The 21,348-nt window shown below is 70.5% G+C and carries 26 protein-coding genes; 11 read left to right on the forward strand and 15 right to left on the reverse strand.

Annotated elements, in window-relative coordinates; translation table 11 throughout:
• Positions 1 to 12: 12 nt before the first annotated feature.
• Genes QQX02_RS06965 through QQX02_RS06980 form a run of 4 tightly spaced genes read left to right on the forward strand, consistent with a single transcriptional unit; the run spans position 13 to position 3,239 of the window.
• Positions 13 to 588, forward strand: coding sequence for a dienelactone hydrolase family protein (locus tag QQX02_RS06965; protein ID WP_301142110.1), 576 nt, complete (start codon positions 13 to 15; stop codon positions 586 to 588).
• A 7-nt stretch (positions 589 to 595) separates the two neighbouring features.
• Positions 596 to 1,228 (forward strand): GyrI-like domain-containing protein, encoded by a 633-nt coding sequence (locus tag QQX02_RS06970; RefSeq protein WP_301142112.1) that lies wholly within the window; start codon positions 596 to 598, stop codon positions 1,226 to 1,228.
• Positions 1,229 to 1,260: 32 nt separating this feature from the next.
• On the forward strand, positions 1,261 to 2,763 hold the full coding sequence (locus tag QQX02_RS06975) for a DNA-3-methyladenine glycosylase 2 family protein (protein WP_301142113.1): 1,503 nt from the start codon (positions 1,261 to 1,263) through the stop codon (positions 2,761 to 2,763).
• The gene (locus tag QQX02_RS06980; protein ID WP_301142114.1) at positions 2,763 to 3,239 is read left to right on the forward strand and encodes a methylated-DNA--[protein]-cysteine S-methyltransferase; all 477 of its coding nucleotides are present in this window, start codon (positions 2,763 to 2,765) and stop codon (positions 3,237 to 3,239) included. Before QQX02_RS06975 ends, QQX02_RS06980 begins: the two co-directional genes overlap by 1 nt.
• A 47-nt stretch (positions 3,240 to 3,286) precedes the next feature.
• On the opposite strand, the gene proC is transcribed toward QQX02_RS06980, so the two are convergent.
• Positions 3,287 to 4,132, reverse strand: coding sequence for a pyrroline-5-carboxylate reductase (gene proC, locus QQX02_RS06985; RefSeq protein WP_301142115.1), 846 nt, complete (start codon positions 4,130 to 4,132; stop codon positions 3,287 to 3,289).
• Positions 4,133 to 4,205: 73 nt separating this feature from the next.
• Positions 4,206 to 5,324, reverse strand: a complete 1,119-nt coding sequence (locus QQX02_RS06990) for a hypothetical protein (protein ID WP_301142116.1) — start codon at positions 5,322 to 5,324, stop codon at positions 4,206 to 4,208.
• A gap of 83 nt (positions 5,325 to 5,407) precedes the next feature.
• Here QQX02_RS06990 and radA point away from each other — a divergent pair, with 83 nt between their 5' ends.
• Positions 5,408 to 6,790: a DNA repair protein RadA gene (radA, locus tag QQX02_RS06995; protein ID WP_301142117.1), complete on the forward strand. Its 1,383-nt coding sequence runs from the start codon at positions 5,408 to 5,410 to the stop codon at positions 6,788 to 6,790.
• Between the two features lie 9 nt (positions 6,791 to 6,799).
• Here radA and QQX02_RS07000 read toward each other — a convergent pair whose 3' ends face one another.
• Positions 6,800 to 7,411, reverse strand: a complete 612-nt coding sequence (locus QQX02_RS07000; RefSeq protein WP_301142118.1) for a hypothetical protein — start codon at positions 7,409 to 7,411, stop codon at positions 6,800 to 6,802.
• Positions 7,412 to 7,468: 57 nt separating this feature from the next.
• Here QQX02_RS07000 and QQX02_RS07005 point away from each other — a divergent pair, with 57 nt between their 5' ends.
• Complete coding sequence (locus QQX02_RS07005) at positions 7,469 to 8,356, forward strand: HhH-GPD family protein (protein WP_301142119.1); 888 nt, start codon at positions 7,469 to 7,471, stop codon at positions 8,354 to 8,356.
• A gap of 132 nt (positions 8,357 to 8,488) precedes the next feature.
• Here QQX02_RS07005 and QQX02_RS07010 read toward each other — a convergent pair whose 3' ends face one another.
• Complete coding sequence (locus QQX02_RS07010; RefSeq protein WP_301142120.1) at positions 8,489 to 9,505, reverse strand: aldo/keto reductase; 1,017 nt, start codon at positions 9,503 to 9,505, stop codon at positions 8,489 to 8,491.
• Positions 9,506 to 9,704: 199 nt separating this feature from the next.
• On the reverse strand, positions 9,705 to 12,287 hold the full coding sequence (locus QQX02_RS07015; RefSeq protein WP_301142121.1) for an ATP-dependent Clp protease ATP-binding subunit: 2,583 nt from the start codon (positions 12,285 to 12,287) through the stop codon (positions 9,705 to 9,707).
• Positions 12,288 to 12,523: 236 nt separating this feature from the next.
• Here QQX02_RS07015 and QQX02_RS07020 point away from each other — a divergent pair, with 236 nt between their 5' ends.
• A complete protein-coding gene (locus QQX02_RS07020; protein ID WP_301142123.1) occupies positions 12,524 to 13,132 on the forward strand; it encodes a hypothetical protein in 609 nt (202 codons plus the stop codon).
• Positions 13,129 to 13,365, forward strand: coding sequence for a helix-turn-helix domain-containing protein (locus QQX02_RS07025; RefSeq protein ID WP_301142124.1), 237 nt, complete (start codon positions 13,129 to 13,131; stop codon positions 13,363 to 13,365). Before QQX02_RS07020 ends, QQX02_RS07025 begins: the two co-directional genes overlap by 4 nt.
• Positions 13,366 to 13,481: 116 nt before the next feature.
• Here the strand turns inward: QQX02_RS07025 and dtd are convergent, their stop codons facing one another.
• The 9 genes from dtd to QQX02_RS07070 form a co-directional block, all read right to left on the reverse strand.
• Entirely contained in the window at positions 13,482 to 13,907 is a 426-nt protein-coding gene (gene dtd, locus QQX02_RS07030; RefSeq protein WP_301142125.1) for a D-aminoacyl-tRNA deacylase, read from the reverse strand.
• A gap of 13 nt (positions 13,908 to 13,920) precedes the next feature.
• A complete protein-coding gene (locus tag QQX02_RS07035) occupies positions 13,921 to 14,259 on the reverse strand; it encodes a DUF2516 family protein (protein WP_301142127.1) in 339 nt (112 codons plus the stop codon).
• 31 nt (positions 14,260 to 14,290) lie between these two features.
• Positions 14,291 to 14,722, reverse strand: a complete 432-nt coding sequence (locus tag QQX02_RS07040) for a type II toxin-antitoxin system VapC family toxin (RefSeq protein WP_301142128.1) — start codon at positions 14,720 to 14,722, stop codon at positions 14,291 to 14,293.
• Between the two features lie 3 nt (positions 14,723 to 14,725).
• The gene (locus QQX02_RS07045) at positions 14,726 to 14,986 is read right to left on the reverse strand and encodes a type II toxin-antitoxin system Phd/YefM family antitoxin (RefSeq protein WP_301142129.1); all 261 of its coding nucleotides are present in this window, start codon (positions 14,984 to 14,986) and stop codon (positions 14,726 to 14,728) included.
• A gap of 70 nt (positions 14,987 to 15,056) precedes the next feature.
• Positions 15,057 to 16,196: a CAF17-like 4Fe-4S cluster assembly/insertion protein YgfZ gene (ygfZ, locus tag QQX02_RS07050; RefSeq protein ID WP_301142130.1), complete on the reverse strand. Its 1,140-nt coding sequence runs from the start codon at positions 16,194 to 16,196 to the stop codon at positions 15,057 to 15,059.
• A 42-nt stretch (positions 16,197 to 16,238) separates the two neighbouring features.
• A complete protein-coding gene (locus QQX02_RS07055; RefSeq protein ID WP_301142132.1) occupies positions 16,239 to 16,817 on the reverse strand; it encodes a heme-binding beta-barrel domain-containing protein in 579 nt (192 codons plus the stop codon).
• A gap of 161 nt (positions 16,818 to 16,978) precedes the next feature.
• Positions 16,979 to 17,419, reverse strand: a complete 441-nt coding sequence (locus tag QQX02_RS07060) for a DUF4395 domain-containing protein (protein ID WP_301142133.1) — start codon at positions 17,417 to 17,419, stop codon at positions 16,979 to 16,981.
• 30 nt (positions 17,420 to 17,449) lie between these two features.
• Entirely contained in the window at positions 17,450 to 17,884 is a 435-nt protein-coding gene (locus tag QQX02_RS07065; protein ID WP_301142134.1) for a TlpA family protein disulfide reductase, read from the reverse strand.
• A gap of 22 nt (positions 17,885 to 17,906) precedes the next feature.
• Positions 17,907 to 18,641, reverse strand: coding sequence for a hypothetical protein (locus QQX02_RS07070; protein ID WP_301142135.1), 735 nt, complete (start codon positions 18,639 to 18,641; stop codon positions 17,907 to 17,909).
• Positions 18,642 to 18,696: 55 nt separating this feature from the next.
• Between QQX02_RS07070 and QQX02_RS07075 the strand changes: the two genes are divergently transcribed.
• Complete coding sequence (locus tag QQX02_RS07075; protein WP_301142136.1) at positions 18,697 to 19,416, forward strand: winged helix family transcriptional regulator; 720 nt, start codon at positions 18,697 to 18,699, stop codon at positions 19,414 to 19,416.
• On the opposite strand, the gene nth is transcribed toward QQX02_RS07075, so the two are convergent.
• Entirely contained in the window at positions 19,413 to 20,126 is a 714-nt protein-coding gene (gene nth, locus QQX02_RS07080) for an endonuclease III (RefSeq protein ID WP_301142137.1), read from the reverse strand. The genes QQX02_RS07075 and nth overlap by 4 nt on opposite strands.
• A gap of 100 nt (positions 20,127 to 20,226) precedes the next feature.
• On the opposite strand from nth, the gene QQX02_RS07085 reads away from it, so the two are divergent.
• Together QQX02_RS07085 and QQX02_RS07090 are read left to right on the forward strand one after the other, a co-directional pair.
• Positions 20,227 to 20,640, forward strand: coding sequence for a hypothetical protein (locus QQX02_RS07085; protein WP_301142138.1), 414 nt, complete (start codon positions 20,227 to 20,229; stop codon positions 20,638 to 20,640).
• Entirely contained in the window at positions 20,633 to 21,325 is a 693-nt protein-coding gene (locus tag QQX02_RS07090) for a Crp/Fnr family transcriptional regulator (protein ID WP_062136611.1), read from the forward strand. The genes QQX02_RS07085 and QQX02_RS07090 overlap by 8 nt, the downstream gene beginning before the upstream one ends.
• The last annotated feature ends 23 nt before the right edge of the window (positions 21,326 to 21,348 follow it).

Here is a 21,348-nt window from a genome sequence, read left to right on the forward strand (position 1 = left end):
TAGCCTCGTCCCATGACGACTGTGGTCCTCCTCCACTCAGCGCTCGGTCTCACGCACCACGTGCGCGAGTGGGCGGATTCGCTGCGCGAGGACGGTCATCACGTGGTGACCCCGGACATGTTCGGCGGCGAGACGTTCCATGACCTGGACGCCGCGGTCGCGTTCGTCGATGCGGAGGGCGGGCCCGGCGCCTTCACGCACGCCGTGCTGTCGCAGACCATCGACCTCGACGGACCCCGCGTCTACGCGGGCTTCTCGCTCGGGGGAGCAGTCGCAGAGATCCTGGCGCTGACCAGGCCCGATGCTGTGGGCCTCGTCGTGATGCACGGCGCGATGTCGCCGGCCTGGTTCGGGGTGGATGCATGGCCGGATGGACTGCGCGCGCAGCTTCACTACGCGTCCAGGGACCCGTGGGTCGAGGACGACGAGAACGCGGCCTTCCTCGCAATCGCCGACGGTGCGTGCGACACCTTCGTGTACGACGGTGACGGCCACCTTTTCGCCTTTGAGGGGTGGCACGAGTACGACGACGAGGCTGCGCACCAGATGCATGAGCACGTCACGGACTTCCTGAGCTCGATCGGCTGACGCTGCGGTGAAGGTCGATCTGAAGAAGGAGCTCGCGGGCTACAGGGCCACGCGTGGCCGGATCGATCTCATCGATGTGCCTCCGGCGCGATACCTCGCGATGGACGCCGACGGCGGCCCCGAGGCCGAGGCGTTCGGCGCGGCGATCGCGTCCCTCTATCCGTTCGCATACGCCCTCAAGTTCGCCTCGAAGCGGGACCTCGGCAGGGACTACGTGGTGCCGCCCCTGGAGGCGTGGTGGTGGGCCGACGACATGGCGTCGTTCACCACCGCCCGCGATGCGTCGCAGTGGCGCTCGACGGTGCTGCTCATGATCCCCGAGTGGGTGCCGAACGAACTGGTCGATGCCGCGCGCGAGTCCGTGAGCGCAAAGGTCCCTCCCGCGCACCTCGCCCAGGTGCGGGTTGAGCTGATCGACGAGGGCCGGTGCGCGCAGACCCTGCACGTGGGGCCCTTCGCCGACGAAGGGCCGGTGATCGAGACGCTCCACGAAGCGATCGCCGCGGCGGGCCTGGTCCTTGCGGGTCGGCACCACGAGATCTACCTCAGCGACCTGCGCCGCACCCCTGCCGAGAGGCTCCGGACCATCCTCCGACAGCCGACATCACCGGCCGCGACGGCGGCGTCCGAAACCCGCTAGCGCCGCGCGCCGCGGCAGGGCACCCTGGGAGGGTGACCGCGACCGCCTTGGACTTCGACCGCTGCTACTCGGCGGTGTCCACACGCGACCCTCGCTTCGACGGGCAGTTCGTGGTGGCGGTGCGGTCCACCCGGATCTACTGCCGTCCCTCGTGCCCCGCCCGCACCCCCAAGCCAGTCAACTGCACCTTCTACCCGACGTCTGCTGCGGCGCACGTGGCGGGGTACCGGGCGTGCCGCCGGTGCCTCCCAGAGGCCGTGCCGGGCAGCCCCGCCTGGAACCTGCGCGAGGACGTCGCGGCTCGCGCGATGCGACTCATCGGCGCCGGGGTGGTGGATCGCGACGGCGTCGCCGGACTCGCCACACGGCTGGGGTACTCCGAGCGTCAGCTCGGCCGCATCCTGACCTCTCAGCTGGGAGCGGGTCCGCTGGCGCTCGCCCGGGCGCAGCGCGCCCAGACCGCCCGGCAGCTGCTGGTCTCGACGGCGATGCCCGCCTCGGACGTGGCGTTCGCCGCTGGCTTCCACTCCATCCGGCAGTTCAACGACACGGTGGCCGAGGTGTTCGCCATGACCCCGTCGCAGCTGCGCGGGCGCGCACGGCGGTCCGAGCACGCGCAGGGCACGGCCGATGGCCCCGCTCCCGGCACCATCACCCTGCGCCTCCAGGCCCGGGAGCCCTTTCGCGGGTCCGACATCATCGCGTGGCTCGCGGCGCGCGCGATCGACGGCCTCGAGCACGCGGAGGCCGGGGCGTTCAGCCGCGCGGTGCGCCTCTCCACCGGCGCCGCGCGCTTCACGGCGTCACCTGCCGCGGACCACGTCCACGTGACCGCGACGCTCGCGCACCTGGCGGACCTGCCGGAGCTGCTCGCCATGCTGCGACGCCTGTTCGACCTGGACGCTGACCCGGCCGCCGTGGACGCGGCGCTCGCATCGGATCCTCGCCTGGCCTCCGCCGTCGCCACCGCGCCCGGCTCGAGGATTCCGGGGACCGTCGACCCCACGGAGATGCTTGCCCGCGCGATCCTCGGTCAGCAGGTATCCGTCACATCGGCCCGGACCGCGGTGCAGCGCCTGGTGGACGCGCTTGGGGAGCCGCTGCCGTCCTCCCTTGCGACCGACGAGGTGCGGGTGGCCTTCCCGTCTGCAGTCGCGATCGCGTCGCACGCCGCGGAGGTCGTGCGCGGCCCAGCGACCCGCACCCGCGCCCTCTCCGACGCGATGTCCGCCGTCGCCTCGGGCGAGCTGGTGCTGGACGCTGGTCGCACCCTCGCGGAGACCACGTCCGCACTCGAAGCCATCCCCGGCATCGGCCCGTGGACCTCCCACTACGTCGCGCTGCGCGTCCTGACCCACCCCGACATCCTGCTCACCGGCGACAGTGCCGTGCGAGCCGGGGCCCGGACGCTCGGGATCCCCTCGGAACCGCGCGGCCTCGCCGAGTACGCGGAGCGCCACCGACCATGGCGCAGCTACGTGATGATCCACCTGTGGAGGGCCGCCGCCCTCTCCGGCACCTCGAAGGAGACCTGATGCTCACCCACACCACCATCGCCACCCCCGACGGCCCCTTCACGGTGGTGGAGGACGACGGGGCCGTCGTCGCCGCCGGCTGGAGCGACAGCGCCGATGCGGTCGCGGCCCGGGCCGGACGGTCCGGCTCCGTCGAGGGAGAGTGCGCATCGGCCTCCGCCGTGCGCGGCTACTACGAGGGAGGCGCCGAGGCGCTCGCACGGGTCCCGCTCGACCTGCGGGGCACGGTGTTCCGCCAACGAGTCTGGGATGCCCTGACGACGATTCCGCCAGGGGAGACACGCACGTACGGATCGATCGCCACGGCGCTCGGGTCCCCTGGCGCAAGCCGGGCCGTCGGCGGAGCCTGCGGGGCGAACCCGATCGCGCTGTTCATTCCCTGCCACCGGGTGGGAGGCGCGAGCGGTGCGCTCACGGGGTTCGCGTGGGGCGTCGACATCAAACGGTCGCTGCTGGCACGGGAGCGCGGTCTCTGATCTCCGCGCGGGCTGTGCAATGCACCGGCTGCTCGGCGCGGGAGGGGTCAGTCGCCCAGCTCCTGGGCGAGCTCCTTGGAGCGTGCGGCCGCGGCATTCGCTCCGGCCGACACGACGCCCTGCAGCCCGGCGTGCTCCATCGCGTCGAGGGCCGCGATCGTGGTGCCCCCAGGGGAGCTCACCCGGCGCCGCAGCGTCTGCGGGGTGTCTCCCGACTCCATCAGCAGCTGAGCGGCGCCCACGAACGTCTGCGCGGCGAGCTGGGTGGCGAGCGTGCGGTCGAGGCCGTGCGCGACGCCGGCCTCGGTGAGCGCCTCGACCACGGCGTAGAAGTACGCGGGTCCGGATCCGGACACGGCGGTCACCGCGTCGAGGTCCTCCTCGGCGACGGTCACCACCAGTCCGGTGGCGCGCAGCATGGACTCGGCGATCCCCAGGTGCTGCGAGGACGCATGGGACCCGGCGGCGATGGCCGTCGCCCCTCGCGCGACGATCGCGGGCGTGTTGGGCATGCACCGCACCACCGGTGCGCCCTCGGGCAGCCGGCTCTCGTAGAACGAGGTGGGCAGCCCCGCAGCCACGGTGATGACGAGGGCGCCGGGCTTGTAGGCCGGCGCGATCTGCGCGAGCGCGGAGTCGGCGTCCTGGGGCTTGACGGCGATGACGATGACCTCGGCACCGTCGACGGCCTCGCCGATCGACTCGGACGCGTGAATACCGTGCGCCTCTTCGAGCGCACCGGCGCGATCGCGGTCCTTCTCGGCGACCGCGATCCCTTCGACGGGCCAGCCCGCCACCCGGATCGCGGTGATGATGGTGCCGCCCATGACGCCGCCGCCGATCACGGCGACGCGGGGCGACTCGGACGGTGACGTCATCGTCTCTTCGCTCATTCCGTCAGGCTAACCGATCGCTCGGACGGCCGATGCGACGGCCGGCTCTCACGCCAGCGCACAGAGGGCGCGGCTACAGCGGGAAGATCGCGAAGAAGCCCTCGACCGCATCGGCCGGACCGGTGACCTCGAACACGACCGTGCCGTTGCGCCACACGACCGCCTGACCGCCGTCGGCTGGGACCGTGGCGCGCTCGCCCACCTGGGCTCCGCCCGCAGTCACGGGTTCGCGAGCGGTGCCGTCCGCTGCCAGCGCCTCGAACTGAGCGACCGCGTCCTCCTCGTCGAAGTGCTGAATCGCCTGCACCGTGAGCGTGGTCTGCTGATCGCTGTAGGTGAGGCGCGCGACCTCGGCGGCGCGGGCCCGGAGGTCGAGCGTCGCCACGGGGGGTGCCTCGAGCTCGGTCATGGCGTAGAGGCCGACGAGGCCGGGCATCGCGGACTGGAAGTCGGTGGGGTCCTCGAGCGCGATGGGGTCGAGGGCCGCGACCTCGGGCGGCGCCACGATCACCGCAGGGGTGAGCTCGACCTGCTCTTGGGGCCACAGCGCGAGATACAGCACGTAGCCCACGCCACCCATGACGAGCAGTCCCGCGATGACGAGGACGGGCACGGAGCGCCACCACGGCGTGGCTGCGGAGGCGGGGTGGTCGCCGTCGCTGCCGTCACCGGCGGCCTTCGTCTGGTCCTCGGGCTCGTCGGCGGAGCCCGCACTGACGCGGGGCATATAGGCGGGGGCGTCGTCACTCACCACCGGCGAGGGGGGACGTTGCGCGGCAGGGGTGTCGTCACGGCTCGGCCCCTCGGCAGCGCCAGACTCGCGGGAGAGCGGGGTGACCATGGGCACACCTCCGAGCGGGGTGGGAGCGCCCGAGGCCGACAGCGACGCGCTGCGGACCGCGGAGTCGCCGAGCGCGCTGAAGGGATCCTGGACCTGCGCTGCGCCGCTCGCACGGCCCACCGACGGAGCGGTGGGCGCTGAGGGCGACGAGGGAAGGATCTCGTGCTGCGGCGGCAGCGCGACGGGGGCGATGACGTCGGCGTCGCCGACGTCGATCGGCTCAGGCCGGGGCGTCGCGAGACGGGTGGCCGGCATGGCCGGCTTCGACGGCGCGACAGCACCGCGGCCTGCTCCGTCGTCGTGCACCGGAAGCCAAGGATTCCGGGTCTCACCCGAGTTCTGCGTCGCCATGGGCTCAGCCTACGGCTGGCGGGACGGCGCGACCAGGAAACGGCTGTGCGCCGCGTGTCCGACCCGCGGGATAGCGTGTCCGCATGGCCACCAGCACTCGTACCGCACGTCCCGGCTACCGCTGCACCGAATGCGGGTGGACGGCGGCCAAGTGGGTGGGCCAGTGCGGCGAGTGCCAGGAGTGGGGAACGGTGATCGAGGCGAGCGCCGCACCGGTGGGTTCGTCCACCCGGGCCACCGCGACGAGCACGCCCGCCCGTCCCATCGGCGAGGTGGAGGCGACGGCGTCCGAGCGTCGCGCGACCGGAGTCAGCGAGTTCGACCGCGTGCTCGGCGGCGGCCTGGTGCCCGGGGCGGTCGTGCTGCTCGCGGGTGAGCCCGGGGTGGGCAAATCCACCCTGCTTCTCGATGTCGCCGCGCGCGCCGCGCGATCGGGCGCGCGGGTCCTGTACGTGACGGGCGAGGAGTCGGCCGGGCAGGTGCGCCTGCGTGCCGAGCGCATCGGCGCGCTGGACACCGGCATGCTCCTTGCGGCAGAGACGGACCTGGGCGCGGTCCTGGCGCATATCGACCAGGTGCAGCCGCAGCTGCTGATGGTGGACTCCATTCAGACCATCGCATCGTCGGCCATCGACGGCACGCCGGGCGGAGTGGGCCAGGTGCGCGAGGTGGCGTCCTCCCTGATCCAGGCCGCGAAGCTGCGGGGGTTCCCCATGGTGCTGGTGGGGCACGTCACCCGCGAGGGAACCGTGGCCGGCCCGCGACTCGTCGAGCACCTCGTCGATGTGGTGTGTCAGTTCGAGGGGGAGCAGCACTCGCAGCTGCGACTGTTGCGCGCCATCAAGAATCGCTACGGCTCGGTCGACGAGGTCGGCTGCTTCCAGCTCGTCGACACCGGGATCGAAGGCGTTTCCGATCCCTCGGGGCTGTTCCTGTCACGCGAGGGTGCGCACGTCGCGGGCACCTGCGCCACCATCACCATCGACGGCAAGCGGCCGCTGCCAGCCGAGATCCAGGCGCTGGTGGCCCCCAGCGCCTTGAGCAATCCGCGGCGCGCCACGTCCGGGATCGATTCGTCCCGCGTCGCGATGATCCTTGCGGTACTGCAGCGGCGGGTGGGCGTCGCGGTGGCGGCCGATGACGTGTATGTGTCGACCATCGGCGGTGCGCGCGTGACGGAGCCGGCCGCAGACGTGGCGTTGGCTCTCGCGCTGGCCTCGGCGCGGGGGGACGTTCCTGTCCGCGAGGGCCTGGTCGCCATCGGCGAGGTGGCGCTGTCGGGCGCGGTGAGGCCGGTTCACGGGATCGGCCAGCGTGTCGCGGAGGCCGCACGGCTCGGATTCACCGAGGTGATCGTGCCGGCGAGCGCATCCCAGGTCGAGGCCCCCAGCGGGGTGGCGGTGCACGCGGTCGCGAGCCTCCGAGACGCGGTCGGCGTGGCACTGCCGCGCGTCACGTCAGGCTGACGGCGTTCGTCAGCTCTCGATGAGCTGGAACTGGACCTCGGGGGCGGGCACGCCGCCGATCGCGACGGACGCCCAGTAGTAGCCGGCATCTGCCTGATCCTGGATGACCTCGCAGCTGTCGTCGACCCGCTGTCCGGTCCACGTGGCCTGCAGCGCTTCCTTGTCGCCGGGCTGGAGGATCCACTCCGAGCTGGGGAACGCGGGGTCCTCGGTGCACCACGTCGTCGAGTAGTAGATCTGCTCGCCCGAGCGGATGCTGACGTCGGTGCCCTCGGTCGAGGTCGACAGCATGCATGCGGTCGCGCCGGTGTGCTCGACGCTCACGTCGAACGCGGGCATGGATCCCACGGTGACCTCGGGCGGCGACGCGGCCAGCGTGAGAGTGAGATCATCCGAGGTGCATTCGCGGCTCGGATCGTCCGGATCGACGGCCTGTGCCTCAGGCGTGGTGGAGGTGGTGGACCCGGGCCCGGGCTCCTCGCCGTCTCCGCCCGCCAATGTTGCCGAGATCAAGAACCACAGCAAGAGCACGAGCGCGATCGCTGCGACCGCGACGACGAGCCTTCGACGCCAGTAGACGGCAGGTGGCTGGTCACCGACGGGTCTGCGCATTCCGTCCATGTGAGGCTCCTTCCTCTGAACGACGGTAGCCCCGCAGGGCGCTGGAACAATGGAGCCATGCCGCATCTGTCCGACACCGCGATGGTCGATGCTGTGGTCACGTGGTTCGAGCGCGAGGCTCGTGAGCTGCCGTGGCGGTCCCCCGACCGTTCGCCCTGGGGAGTGCTCGTGTCGGAGGTGATGCTGCAGCAGACACCCGTGGTGCGCGTGGCTCCGGTGTGGCGGGAGTGGATGAAGCGATGGCCCGCCCCTGCGGACCTCGCCGCCGAGCCTCAATCGGAGGTGATCCGCGCATGGGGCCGCCTCGGGTACCCGCGCCGTGCGATGCGGCTGCGAGAGTGTGCGGTCGCCCTCGTGGAGCGGCACGGCGGTGAGGTGCCCCGCGAGACTGTGGAGCTGCGGGCGCTGCCCGGCATCGGTGAGTACACGGCGGCAGCCATCAGGGCGTTCGCGTTCGGCGAGCACGACGTCGTCCTGGACACCAACGTGCGGCGCGTGATCGGGCGGGCCTGGCACGCACGACCGCTGCCGGCCGCGCACCTCACCAAGGGCGAGCGCGACCACGCCGCAGGCCTGGTGCCGGAGGAGAAGAGCGCATCGGCGCTGTGGAATGCAGGCGCCATGGAACTGGGAGCGCTCGTCTGCACGGCACGTGCGCCCCGCTGTGACGCCTGCGTGCTCGCTCCGTCGTGCGCGTGGGTGGCAGCCGGGTCGCCGGGGCTGGATGAGGCACCGCGCCGTTCCCAGGCGTGGCACGGCACCGACCGACAGGTGCGCGGTCGTGTGCTGGCGTTGCTGCGCGACGCGTCTGGCCCCGTCACCGTGACCGGACATGCCTCGCTCGAGGACGTGGAGCCGGGCCAACTGGACCGGTGCCTCGAGTCGTTGGTCGCCGATGGCCTTGCCCGACTCGTGTCAGACGAGCGCGGGACGTACGCGCTGTAGCCGGCCCTCGCATCGGCCGCCCTGCTGCCCCACCTCCACCTGCACGTGCCCACCCCGCAAAGGAGGCAAGTCAGGTACTCGAAGTCGCTAGGGCTGCCGTCTTGGAGGCAGGTCAGGACGTGATCGCGAGGATTACGCCCCGCGGTGCGTGCCGTGCACGGCGTGTGGCTCGATCGCCGCGATCTCGTCGTCGGTGAGGGCAGGGAAGTCCAGGGACGCGACGGTGTTGCGCAGCTGCTCGGCACTCGAGGCGCCGACCAGCGCCGACGTGATGTGATCGCCCCGCAGCACCCACTGGATCGCGAGCTGCGCCAGCGACTGGCCGCGCCCGGCCGCGATGTCGTTCAGCGCTCGCGTGCGGTCAAGATAGGTCTGCGACAGCTGGTTCTCGTTCAGGAACTGCGAGTGGGTGACGCGCGATCCCTCGGGAACGCCCTTGAGGTACCGGTCGGTCAGTAGTCCCTGCGCGAGCGGCGAGAACACGATCGAGCCCACGCCTTCTGACTCGAGCGCACCGATGAGCTCCTCCTCCGGTCCGCGCTCGTACATCGAGTACGAGAACTGGTGGATCAGCAGAGGCGTGCCGAGGTCGCGCAGGATGTCGATCGCGGCGCGCGTGGCGTCCGGCCCGTAGTTCGAGATGCCGGCATACAGCGCCTTGCCCGAGCGCACCGCAGAGTCCAGGGCCATCATCGACTCCTCGATCGGAGTGTCGGGGTCCGGACGGTGGTGGTAGAACACGTCGACGTAGTCGAGGCCCATGCGGGCAAGCGACTGGTCGAGCGAGGCGAGCAGGTACTTGCGCGAGCCGAAGTCGCCGTACGGCCCCGGCCACATGTCGTACCCGGCCTTGGTCGACACGATGATCTCGTCGCGATACGGCTTGAGGTCCTGCGCGAAGATGCGCCCGAAGTTCTCCTCGGCGCTTCCGGGCGGCGGACCGTAGTTGTTCGCGAGGTCGTAGTGCGTGACGCCCAGGTCGAACGCGGTGCGCATCGTCTCGCGCATCGTGTCCGCGTTGTTGGCGCCCCCAAAGTTGTGCCACAGCCCCAGGCTCACGCCGGGCAGGCGCAGGCCGGACTTGCCGGAGCGGCGGTACTGCATGGAGTCGTAGCGGGTGGGGTCGGCGAGATACGGGTCGTGGCTCATGGCTTCCAGCCTAGGCCCGATGCGCGCATCGGCCATGTGCGGTCCTGCGCCCTGTGAGTGCATGAGTGCGCAGATCGGGGCGAGATGGGCACCCATGCACTCACAGGGCGCACTTGGCGGGACGTGACGTGCGGGCGGAACGCACGAAGGCCCGGCTCCCACCAGGGGAACCGGGCCTTCGTGACGTGAGGCGTGCGGGCTACTCGCCCGGAGCGTGCTTGGTCACGTCGTCGCCGTCGGACTTGGGCACGTCAGCGCCCTCGTCCGAGCCGCCGCCGACCTTGACCTCGGGGTCGGACGTGATGGGCTCGCCGACGATGTCGTCGCGGTCGATGCCCTCGAACGTGAACTCGCCGAGGATGCCCTCGCCCTGGGCGTCGACGCGGATGATCTGGCCGGAGGTGACTTCGCCGAACAGGATCTTCTCGCTCAACGGGTCCTCGATCTCGCGCTGGAGGGCGCGGCGCAACGGTCGCGCACCCAGTACGGGGTCGTACCCCTTCTCGGCCAGCAGGCGCTTGGCTGCGGTCGTGAGCTCGATGCCCATGTCCTTGTCCTTCATGCGCTCGTCGAGACGGGCGACCATGAGGTCCACGATCTGCACGATCTCGTCCTGCGTGAGCTGCGGGAAGACCACCACGTTGTCGACGCGGTTCAGGAACTCAGGCTTGAAGTGCTCCTTGAGCTTGCCGTTGACCAGCTTGACCATCTCGTCGTAGGTGTGGCCGGACTCCGCCTGAACCGAGAAGCCCGTGGCCTGACGACGCGAGATCGTGTCGGCACCGAGGTTCGTGGTCATGATGATGATGGTGTTCTTGAAGTTGATCTCACGACCCTGGGCATCCGTCAGCTTGCCGTCCTCAAGGATCTGAAGAAGCGAGTTGAAGATGTCGGGGTGAGCCTTCTCGACCTCGTCGAACAGCACCACGGAGAACGGCTTGCGGCGCACCTTCTCGGTGAGCTGGCCGCCCTCTTCGAAGCCGACGTAGCCGGGAGGGGCACCGAACAGGCGAGCAACGGTGTGCTTCTCGCCGTACTCAGACATGTCGAGCGAGATCAGGGCGTCCTCGTCACCGAACAGGAACTCGGACAGCGCCTTGGCGAGCTCGGTCTTTCCGACGCCCGTGGGGCCGGCGAAGATGAACGAGCCACCGGGACGCTTGGGGTCCTTGAGGCCTGCGCGGGTGCGGCGGATCGACTGGGACAGGACCTTGATGGCCTGCTCCTGGCCGATGATGCGCTTGTGCAGCTCCGACTCCATGTGAAGCAGTCGCGAGGACTCGTCGGAGGACACGCGGGTGACCGGGACGCCGGTCGACATCGCGAGCACCTCGGCGATCAGGTCCTCGTCCACCACTGCGGCGACGTCGAGGTCGCCCGACTTCCAGGCCTCTTCCTTCTCGGCTCGCTCCTCGGACATGCGGCGTTCGACATCACGCAGGTTCGCAGCCTTCTCGAAGTCCTGCTCGTCGATGGCCGACTCCTTGTCGCGACGCACGTTCGCAATCTTGTCGTCCAGCTCGCGCAGCTCGGGCGGGCTCGTCATGCGGCGGATGCGCAGGCGCGCTCCCGCCTCGTCGATGAGGTCGATCGCCTTGTCGGGCAGGAACCGGTCCGAGATGTACCGGTCCGCCATCGTCGCCGCGGCAACGATGGCCTCGTCGGTGATGGTGACACGGTGGAACGCCTCGTAGCGGTCGCGGAGCCCCTTGAGGATCTCGATGGCGTGGCTGAGCTCCGGCTCCGGCACCTGGATGGGCTGGAAGCGGCGCTCGAGCGCGGGGTCCTTCTCGACGTGCTTGCGGTACTCGTCGAGAGTGGTCGCGCCGATGGTCTGCAGCTCACCACGGGCGAGCATGGGCTTCAGGATCGAAGCCGCGTCGATCGCGCCCTCGGCGGCACCCGCACCCACCAGGGTGTGGATCTCGTCGATGAACAGGATGATGTCGCCGCGGGTGCGGATCTCCTTGAGCACCTTCTTGAGGCGCTCCTCGAAGTCACCGCGGTAGCGCGAACCGGCCACGAGCGAACCGAGGTCCAGCGTGTAGAGGTGCTTGTCCTTGAGGGTCTCGGGCACGTCGCCGCGCACGATCGCCTGGGCCAGGCCCTCGACGACGGCGGTCTTGCCGACGCCGGGCTCGCCGATGAGGACGGGGTTGTTCTTGGTGCGGCGCGACAGGACCTGCATCACGCGCTCCTGGATGAGCTCGCGACCCACGACGGGGTCGAGCTTGCCCTCGCGCGCGGCCTGCGTGTAGTTACGGCCGAACTGGTCGAGGACCGTGGAGCCGGAGGGGGTGCCCTCCTGAGGTCCACCGGAACCGGCAGTGGCCGGCTCCTTGCCCTCGTAGCCGCTCAACAGCTGGATGACCTGCTGGCGAACGCCGCCGAGGTCGGCGCCGAGCTTGCCGAGCACCTGAGCCGCCACGCCTTCACCCTCGCGGATGAGGCCCAGCAGGATGTGCTCGGTGCCGATGTAGTTGTGGCCCAGCTGCAGCGCCTCGCGGAGCGACAGCTCGAGCACCTTCTTGGCGCGCGGCGTGAAGGGGATGTGGCCGGACGGGGCGTGCGAGCCCTCGCCGATGATCTCCTGGACCTGCTCGCGGACGCCGTTCAGGGAGATGTCCATGGCCTCGAGGGCCTTGGCGGCGACGCCCTCGCCCTCGCGGACAAGGCCCAGCAGGATGTGCTCCGTCCCGATGTAGTTGTGGTTGAGCATGCGCGCCTCTTCTTGGGCGAGCACCACCACGCGTCGGGCTCGATCGGTGAACCGTTCGAACATGTCATCCTCCTCGTCTTGTCCGGCAGGGCCGGGTTCGCCTCAGTCTCCTGTGGCGTTGCGTCCAGGCTAACGAGGCGATGAGCGTGCTCATGCCCATGTTCGCCACCGGCGTGATGGCTGTGACCTGGCCGTGACAGACGGCCGATGCGCGGGAGGGGTCGGAGGGCCCACTTGCCATATCGACTATCGTTGCGTATCGTTTGTCGATAACAACGAGAATCGTGATGGAGACAATCATGGATGAACGCACTCAGCTCGACAGGTCAGACCGCATCGGCATGTACGGATCGATCGTGATGGTGGCGATCGGCATCGGCCTGGCGGTCGCGAGCGCAGTCGTCAGGCTCAGCGAGGTGTGGTCCGGGCAGGACATCCCGGTGACGGTCCCCCTCAGCGACGAGACGGCCGCGCTGCCGCTCGGTCCGGACGGCGCCGCGGTGGACGCGACGATCGAGACCGCGACCGTGGTGGTGGCCGACCCCGCACCCGCGACACTGTTCGCGCTGTGGGCTCAGCCCATCTGGTTCGCCGTGGCGACCAGCGCGGGCCTCGTGATCGCGGCGATGTTCTTCCTGAGGCTCGCGCGCGGACGGGCATTCACGTCCGGCGCATCGAGACTCGCGTTCGCCGGGGCGATCGTGCTCACCGTGGGCTGGTTCGGCTCCGGGATCCTCACCAACATGACGACCAACGGCGCGCTGTCGGCGATCAGCGACTACACCTACGAGTCCGTGACCTTTGAAGTCGACCTTGCGCCGGGTCTCGCCATTCTGGTGATCGCCGCGATCGGCGCAGCCCTGCAGATCGGCGAGCGGCTGCAGCGGGAGACCGAGGGCCTCGTATGAGCCCGGCGGACTCGGAGAGCGAGGGCACGGGCATCCACTGCCGCCTCGACGAGTTGCTCGAGGCCCGTGCCATGACCCTGACCGAGCTCAGTGCACGCGTGGGCGTGTCCGTCGTCAACCTCTCCGTGCTGAAGAACGACCGCGCGCGGGCCATCCGCTACTCGACGCTCGCGGCGATCTGCGAGGTGCTCGACTGTGAGGTCGGCGAGCTGCTGGTGCGCGACGCGCAGTGATGGCCGCCGGGGTCGCTCGGCTTCCGCACTGACGCATCGGCCCGATGCCCGTGGGGACGATGCGCACGCAGCTTCCGCACTGACGTCCACTCGGCTGGTGGGTGCGGACGCTGCGCTCAGGCCTCGAGGATGATTGTGATGGGCCCGTCGTTGACGAGCTCGACATCCATCATCGCGCCGAACACCCCCGTGCCGACCGTGAGGCCGCGCTCGCGAAGCGCCTCGACCACCGCGTCGACCAGCGGCTCCGCGACCGGCCCCGGAGCGGCGCCATTCCAGGACGGCCGCCGCCCCTTGCGCACGTCGGCGTAGAGAGTGAACTGGGAGACCACGATGATGGGCGCGTCGACGTCGGAGGCGGAGCGCTCGTCATCGAGGATGCGCAGCTCCGCGATCTTGCGCGCGATCGTCGCGACCTGCTCGGGTCCGTCGTCGTGCGTCGCGCCGACGAGGGCGACGATGCCCTGACGGTCGAACGCCGCCGTGACCTCGCCCTCGACCGTCACCGAGGCGCGCGAGGCGCGCTGAAGAACCGCCCGCATCGGCCGGTTCCCGTCACCAGCCGCCGGCTGAGCCGCGCGACCCGCCCGAGCCGGAGCTGAACCCGGACACCTTGGGGCGAACGTCGACGAAGTAGTAGACCACTGCGATCACGGCCGCGATCCCCAGGAAGCCGATGATCCCGCCACCCCCGCCGAGCGGCCACGGCAGCGAGATGAACGCCACCAGCGCGGCGGCGCCCAGGATCACCAGCCACAGCACCTTCGACTTCTTGCCGGCGTTCACGTAGGCGGAGTCGGGGTACTTGATGGCGTCGATGAGCGCCCAGATGGCTGCGACGAGCGCGGCCACCGAGATGGCAAGGACGATCATGGCCTGCAGGGAGTCGAACATCGGTCCTCCGGCGCTGGTGCGGGTCGTGGGCTCAGGCCAGTGTAGGCGGCAGCACGGTGAGGCCCTCCGCGCGCGCCGCCGCCCCGAGCCGTCGGTCCCACGCCGCGAACACCGGCTTGGCCTCGGCGAGCAGCAGCGCGCTCGCGAGGTGAAGGGCATCGCCTGCACGCAGCGGACGGCGGTCGGCGAGATCGCCCGCGTGCTTCGCCAGCGACGCGGTCACCTCGACGATGGCGAGCGAGGGCCACAGCTCCTTCCACCGGTCGCGCGCCTGCGCGGCGGGGGCGGCGTCGATGCGGCCGATGCGCTCGGCGGCCGCGAGCACCGAACGCACCTCGGCATCGGCGATGCGGGAGGTGACCAAGGCATCGGCGTGCTTCCACAGGCCCACCACCAGCGGCGTGCCGGTCTCCAGGACGCACAGCTTCACCAGAGCAGAGGTGTCGAGATAGACGAGGGTCACGCCCTACCTCCGCATGCGGCCGAGCAGGCTCGACAGCGCGTCCTTCGCGGCCTCCGCCTGCGGCAGGCGGGGCACGGCGCGGGAGGCCGCCGGCAGAGCGATGAGGCCGTCGGCTTCGAGGCGGGACAGCAGATCAGCGGACTCCACGCCGGTGAGGCGCGCGACGGGGACGCCCCGCTCCGTGATCACGACGGACTCGCCTTCCTTGGCGGCGTCGATGGCGGCACGCAGGCCCGAACGCAGTTCAGTGACCGAGATCTCCACGTCGTTCACGCTACCCCGGACGCGCACGAGCGGCAGGGTGGCGCGCCCGCCAGCGGGCGGACCGGAGGGGTCAGGAGGACATGTCGCCGCCGTCGGCGGCGCACCCCTTGCCCATCATCAGGCCACGCATGGTGGGGCCGGGCCGCTCGGGACGATCGGAGGAGAACCCATCAGCGTTGACGATGAGCTCCTGGCTCGCGGAGAGCGGGCCGCCGTCCGAGGGGACCATGAGCTCGAGCGAGGGGTCCACGGAGCGCTTGAGCATCGCGAGGGCGATGGGTCCGTCCTCGTGGTGGCGCGCGACGGACGTCACCCGGCCGACGGTGGCCTCGCCGTTCATGACCGGGGCGCCGGGCTCGGGCAGAGCGTGACCGGAGCCATCGAGGTGCAGCATCGTGAGGCGACGCGGCGGCCGGCCCACATTGTGGACCTTCGCCACCGTCTCCTGGCCGCGATAGCAGCCCTTGTGGAGGTGGACTGCGGTGCGCAGCCAGTCGAGCTCGTGCGGCAGGGTGGTCTCGTCCACTTCGCGAACGGCGCGCGGCCGATGCGCGGCGATCCTCGCCGCCTCGGTCGCCCACGTGCCCACGAGGCTCCAGCCCGCGTCGAGGCGGGCGTCGATCTCGGACTCGAGCGTGTCGCGGGGAACCAGCACCAGCCGCCACGCGCGGTCGGCGCCCGGGTGGGGGGCCGACGGATCTGCGGCGTAGGTGGTGCCGCCAGGAGAGACGTGGGGCCACGGGTCGACCCAGGTCACCGGCTCGCCGGCCGCAGCCGGGGCACGGACTGCCTCGCCGAGGGCTGCCCACCCAGCCGTCGCATCGGCGACCTCGACGCGCAGCATGAAGCGCATGCGGTCGAGGTAGGTGGCAAGAGCGGGCGCGGTCTCCGTGAGAAGCCATGCGGTCTCGCCGTCGTCCACGAGTCCCGCCACGTGCTCGATGCGGCCCTGAGGCGACAGGATCATCATCTCGGTCGAGACGCCGGGCTCAAGGGTCCCGAGAGCCTGCGACGAGAGCGAGTCGAGCCACGTCAGCCGGTCGGGCCCGGTCACGGTGACCACACCCATGTGCGACTGATCGGCGACGGCGCGGCCAGCGGCCAGCGCCCGCTGCTCGGCGACGGGATCGCCGTAGTGCCACGCAACCCCCGCGTCAGGTCCGGAATCGTCCACGGCGCCGTGGCGGGAGAGCAGAGGTGAGACAGTCATGCCGGGGGAACGTGTGGCGTCCATCAGTGATTCCGCAGACGCTCAGGAGCCGGGCGCGTCAGGCGCGTCGGGCTCGTCCACCGCAGCCGCGTCCTCGACGCGGGTCAGGCGTGCGGACATGTACGACTGGAGTTCCTGGCCGAAGGCGGCGAGGTCCCACGCCCACATCAGCTCGCCCGCGACGTTGCCGTACATGCGGGTCGCGCCGCGCACCTCGGGGCCGGACTCGGTCGCGGCAGCGAACCGGGAGGCCAGGTCGATGCGGCCGTTGCCCACGGCGCCCATGTAGCACGTGAGCAGTCCGGAGGCGTCGGAGAGCACCACTTCGAGCGGGTGCTGGAAATCCTCGAGAGGGACGCCTTCAGGCGCCTGGGGGGCGACGCGCCAGAACCCGGATTCCACGGACCACACCTGACCGGGCTGCTCGTCGGTGCCGCGCAGCCGCACGGTCGAGGAGTACGTGAGGTACGGCCCGCCGTCGTGATCGAAGACCACGTCCTGCACGATCTCTGCACGGGGGATGCCGGGGTAGTCCACCTCGCCGTGACCCGACCAGCGGCCCACGAGCCACGCCAGCGGGTAGGCCTCGGGGGCGAGGTCGTCCGGGATGACGAACGTCACCGGCGCGGGCTCCGCAGCAGACGCCAGGCGATGATCGCGGTGATCCACGCGGTCGCGCCGAAGCCCAGCACCGCGAGTGCAGTGAAGACGATTTCGAGACCAGTCATAGTGTGTCGAGTCTACCCACGGGCCCCGCGCGTGCGGTCAACCGGGGTCGGATCTCACGCAGCTCGCGTGGTCGTGCGCTTCAGCAGCAGATAGATCTCGCACCCCAGGCAGAAGCCGAACACCGCGTTGAGGAACGAGGCCACCGTGACCAGCCCGGTGAACAGGTAGAAGCCCGCCGCGATGTCGAGCAGTCCGAACACGAACGCCGCCGCCGCCATGGCGAGGCCCATCTGCTGCGCGAAGCGGGGAGGGCGGAACGACTCGGTCTCGGTCGGGGGGCCGATGCGCGGGCGGAGCAGGCGCTTGAAGAGCCACGCCTGCACGGTGGCCTGTGGGCCCACGGTCGCCCCGGGAAGGAACATGAGGGCGAGCACGCCGATCACGACGGTGCCGGCGACGCCCGCGCCGAGGATGAGCGCGACGAGGGCCACGGCGAGCGTGACCGCGGCGCCGAACCGGTAGCCCCGCGGGTCGATCCGAATGTCCTGTGACATGAGTCCTCCTGAGGGGAGTGTAGAGCGGAGCTAGATCGAATAGTCGGGGCGCGACGGCGGCACCGTCGCGAGGGCCGCCTCGGCCTGCTCTCGGGTGGGCGGGCCGTCCATGCGCGCCACCACCATGCCGTCGCCGTCGAGCACCAGGGTCGTGGGCGTGCGCATGATCGACAGTTCGCGCGCGAGGTCCAGCCGCTCGGAGGCGTCGATCTCGAGGTGCACCACCTGGCGGTGCCCCTCGGCGACGTCCGTCAGCAGTCGCGCAGTGCCGGGGCACTTGGCGCACATGGGCGTCGAGAACTGCACGAAGGTCGCGCGGTAGCCGCGCTTCGCGCCGAGCATCTCCGACGACAGCGCCCCGTCCCGGTGGACCTCGCGCACTCGACCCTGTCTGCGCTGCCACCACCAGTAGCCGGCGCTCGCGATCGCGAGCAGCGCGGCGATGATGAGGATCCGCTCGAGCACGTGTGTGGCCTTCTTCCTGGGGTCAGCCGACGAGCAGGCGCCCGCCGAGGTAGACGAGCACCCCGGCCACCAGAACAGGTGTGACCCCCGACGCTATTCCTGCCCACGGGTTGCGGGGCCGTGGTTCGCGTCGGTACAGCTCGGCCAGCAGCACCACGGAGGCGCCGGAGGCGATGCCGACGAGGATCCCGCCGTACCAGGGGATCGACTCGAAGACGTAGCCCATGCCGAACCCGGCACCGGTGCCGAGCACCAGCGCGGACACGGTGTTGACCGTCGCGTGGTGGGTGAGGACGGAGGCGATCGCGGCCACGGCGAGCGTCGCTGCGCCGAGCACCACCAGCTCCTCCGCACCAGGCGTGCGGTTCGACGCGACCCAGGCCGCGCCTGATGCAGCCACGGCGCCGCCCGATGCGGTGGCGGCGACGGAGGTGACGGCGCGTCCGGGGGACGAGGGGTACGCCACCTCGGCCAGCAGCGAGGCGATCACAATGGCCGCCACCGCGACCACCATGTAGCGGAGATAGGGCTCGTTGCGCCCGAGCAGCACCGCGACGAGGGCCACCGTTCCGCCCACCGCGATGATGCCGGTGCTCACCCACGGGCGTGAGACGCGGGTCAGCACGGGCCAGCCGATCGCGGCCGCGATCATCACTGCCAGGGCCCCCATGGCCAGGTACCTCGTCCCGAGGTACCCGGTCGCTGCGATCACCGACGCTGCGACGGCAGTGATCGTCGCCCTGGTCGTCGGATTCATGGGCGTTAGTGTCTCACTGTTCGCGCCGCTACAGTAAAGGCCTTCGGAGGTGGCGATGGCAGACCTGCTCGTGCTCACCCCGTCTGAGGACGGGTCTGCTGGCGTCCTGCCCGCCCTCGGCCTGCTGTCGCACCGCATCCGTGTTCTCCCCCCGGAGCCGTCCGCCATGCTCGACGCGATGGATGCCGACGTCATCGTGGTCGACGGGCGTCACGATCTCGCTGAGGCCCGCAACAACTGCAGGCTGGTCCAGGTGACCGGCATCTCCGTCCCGCTCCTGCTGGTGCTGCGCGAGGGCGGCATGTCCATCGTGAATGCCGACTGGGGCGCCGACGACGTGGTGCTCACCGACGCATCGCCGCCCGAGGTCGAGGCGCGGATCCGGCTGCTCGTCAGCCGTGCGAGCCGTGAGGATCCCCTCGACAAGGCCGCCGAGTTCACCTCTGGCGACCTGAACGTGGACGTGGGCGGATACACCGCCAGGCTCAAGGGCGTTCCCCTCGACCTCACGTACAAGGAGTTCGAGCTCCTGAAGTACCTGATGCAGCACCCCGGCCGGGTGTACACGCGGGACCAGCTGCTGCAGGAGGTCTGGGGCTTCGACTACTACGGCGGCACGCGCACGGTCGACGTCCACGTGCGTCGCCTGCGGGCCAAGCTCGGCCCCGAGCACGAGCACCTCATCGGCACCGTCCGCAACGTGGGCTACCGCTTCGACCCGCCTCAGCCCAAGCCGCCCGCGCCCGACGTGGAGAGCAAGGAGACCGCCCGCTAGTCGGTCGGAACTGCGTGGCGCACCGGCGTTCCCGGTGCCGTGGGGCACAGCGCCGCGATCTCGCAGGCGCCGCATTCAGGCTTGCGCGCCTTGCAGCGTCGTCGCCCGTGGAAGATGACCCGGTGCGACCACAGCGTCCACTCGCTGCGCTCCAGGAGCGTCATCAGGTCCCGTTCCACCGCCACCGGGTCCTCGTTGACCGTCAGGCCAAGTCTGCGTGCGAGCCTGCCCATGTGCGTGTCGACAGTGATGCCCGGGACCCCGAAGGCGTTGCCCAGCACCACGTTCGCGGTCTTCCGCCCCACGCCCCGCAGTGTCGTGAGGTCCTTGAGCCGTCCCGGCACCTCGCCGTCGTAGCGCTCGACGATGTCTCGGCTGAGGCCCAGCAGCGACTCCGCCTTCGCACGGTAGAAGCCGGTGGGCCGGATCAACGCCTCCAGCTCCGTGCGGTCGGCCGATGCGAGGGCGGCCGGGTCGCCGTAGCGTGCGAAGAGCGCGGGGGTGACCTGGTTCACGCGGACGTCGGTGCACTGCGCGCTCAGCACCGTGGCGACGAGCAGTTCGAACGGCGAGCGGTAGTCGAGCTCGCAGTGCGCATCCGGGTACACCTCGGCGAGCGCCCTGTTGATGGCGCGGGCGCGACGCGTCAGGGCCACCGGAGGCGCGGCCATGCCGGCGCTGGCCACGGTGACGGGAGTGCGAGAGGCCATGGAGTCACCCTAGGCGACCCTCAAGACGCCCATCGCGCGCGCCGATAGGTAACGTGTCGGAGCGTCTGTGCGCCGGCCCACGGAGTCCTGGGAGGTGCGCGTGCCCTACGTCGACGCTGACCCGCAGGTCGCCCAGCTCAGGCACCGGCGCCGTGAGATGCGGCGCGAGCTGGCTCGCGTGCGCTGGTGGCGCAGGCTCGTGCGCGCGCGCATGGACCTGTCCGTCGCTCGCCTGGCAGACGTTCACGAGCTCGAGACGCTCGGCCTCGACGAGGCGTGGGAGGCTCTCGCGGCCGATGCGCCGACCCCTCCGGAGCTGTCGAATGCCATCTGGCCTGACGCCGCGTCTGCGACACCCAGGAGCGTCGAGGCACTGGCTTCGCTCGATGCCCGGCTAAAGTCGTACGAGGAACGTGTCAGCGAGAACTTGGAGACGGTGACGGCGCAGATGGTGAGAGCATTGGGCGACGCCCGCGGCGTCGACGCGCGCACCCGTGGGGGCTCCCATGGGTGAGTCCCCGCGCGAAGAGCAGCTGCTGCGCAGCTCGCCGCTGTTCGGCGGCATGGATGGAGCGTCCGCTCGCTCGCTCATCACGATGATGAAGCGGCTCGAGCTCGCCAAGGGCGACGTGATCTTCAACGAGGGCGACGACGGCCATGCGCTCTACGTGATCGTCAAGGGCAAGGTCAAGATGGCGCGCACCGCGCGTGACGGTCGCGAGAACCTGCTGGGGCTCCTCGGCGTGGGCGACATGCTCGGCGAGCTGTCCGTGTTCGATCCGGGCCCGCGACTGTCCCGTGCGCACGCCGTCGAGGAGTCCGTGGTCTATGAGCTGCCCAAGGATGTCCTCGACGTGTGGCTCGACGATCACCTCGAGATGTCCCGCCACCTGATGCGCGCCCTGGCGCAGCGCATCCGCCGCATCTCCAACACGATGGCGGACCTGGTGTTCTCCGACGTGCCCGGCCGTGTCGCCAAGGCGATCCTCGACCTGGGCCACCGGTTCGGTCGCATGGAGCGCGGCCACGTCACCGTCCGCCACGGGCTCACGCAGGAGGAGCTCGCGCAGCTGGTGGGGGCGTCGCGGGAGACCGTCAACAAGGCGCTGGCCGACTTCGCGTCGCGCGGATGGATCGACGTGCACATCGGCTCTGTTGAGGTGTTTGAGCCCGAGCGTCTCCGGGCCCGCTCCCGCTGAGTCCGCCTGCGCTGAGTTCTATC

The sequence above is a fragment of the Demequina muriae genome, from assembly GCF_030418295.1.
Lineage (GTDB): Bacteria > Actinomycetota > Actinomycetes > Actinomycetales > Demequinaceae > Demequina > Demequina muriae.

Excerpts from the sequence above, each read along its gene's own strand:
- QQX02_RS06965 (WP_301142110.1), top strand. The coding sequence starts at position 13 with ATGACGACTGTGGTCCTCCTCCACTCAGCGCTCGGTCTCACGCACCAC.
- QQX02_RS06980 (WP_301142114.1), top strand. The coding sequence starts at position 2,763 with ATGCTCACCCACACCACCATCGCCACCCCCGACGGCCCCTTCACGGTG.
- proC (WP_301142115.1), bottom strand. The coding sequence starts at position 4,132 with ATGAGCGAAGAGACGATGACGTCACCGTCCGAGTCGCCCCGCGTCGCC.
- QQX02_RS06990 (WP_301142116.1), bottom strand. The coding sequence starts at position 5,324 with ATGGCGACGCAGAACTCGGGTGAGACCCGGAATCCTTGGCTTCCGGTG.
- radA (WP_301142117.1), top strand. The coding sequence starts at position 5,408 with ATGGCCACCAGCACTCGTACCGCACGTCCCGGCTACCGCTGCACCGAA.
- QQX02_RS07000 (WP_301142118.1), bottom strand. The coding sequence starts at position 7,411 with ATGGACGGAATGCGCAGACCCGTCGGTGACCAGCCACCTGCCGTCTAC.
- QQX02_RS07005 (WP_301142119.1), top strand. The coding sequence starts at position 7,469 with ATGCCGCATCTGTCCGACACCGCGATGGTCGATGCTGTGGTCACGTGG.
- QQX02_RS07010 (WP_301142120.1), bottom strand. The coding sequence starts at position 9,505 with ATGAGCCACGACCCGTATCTCGCCGACCCCACCCGCTACGACTCCATG.
- QQX02_RS07015 (WP_301142121.1), bottom strand. The coding sequence starts at position 12,287 with ATGTTCGAACGGTTCACCGATCGAGCCCGACGCGTGGTGGTGCTCGCC.
- QQX02_RS07020 (WP_301142123.1), top strand. The coding sequence starts at position 12,524 with ATGGATGAACGCACTCAGCTCGACAGGTCAGACCGCATCGGCATGTAC.
- QQX02_RS07025 (WP_301142124.1), top strand. The coding sequence starts at position 13,129 with ATGAGCCCGGCGGACTCGGAGAGCGAGGGCACGGGCATCCACTGCCGC.
- dtd (WP_301142125.1), bottom strand. The coding sequence starts at position 13,907 with ATGCGGGCGGTTCTTCAGCGCGCCTCGCGCGCCTCGGTGACGGTCGAG.
- QQX02_RS07035 (WP_301142127.1), bottom strand. The coding sequence starts at position 14,259 with ATGTTCGACTCCCTGCAGGCCATGATCGTCCTTGCCATCTCGGTGGCC.
- ygfZ (WP_301142130.1), bottom strand. The coding sequence starts at position 16,196 with ATGACTGTCTCACCTCTGCTCTCCCGCCACGGCGCCGTGGACGATTCC.
- QQX02_RS07060 (WP_301142133.1), bottom strand. The coding sequence starts at position 17,419 with ATGTCACAGGACATTCGGATCGACCCGCGGGGCTACCGGTTCGGCGCC.
- QQX02_RS07070 (WP_301142135.1), bottom strand. The coding sequence starts at position 18,641 with ATGAATCCGACGACCAGGGCGACGATCACTGCCGTCGCAGCGTCGGTG.
- QQX02_RS07075 (WP_301142136.1), top strand. The coding sequence starts at position 18,697 with ATGGCAGACCTGCTCGTGCTCACCCCGTCTGAGGACGGGTCTGCTGGC.
- nth (WP_301142137.1), bottom strand. The coding sequence starts at position 20,126 with ATGGCCTCTCGCACTCCCGTCACCGTGGCCAGCGCCGGCATGGCCGCG.
- QQX02_RS07090 (WP_062136611.1), top strand. The coding sequence starts at position 20,633 with ATGGGTGAGTCCCCGCGCGAAGAGCAGCTGCTGCGCAGCTCGCCGCTG.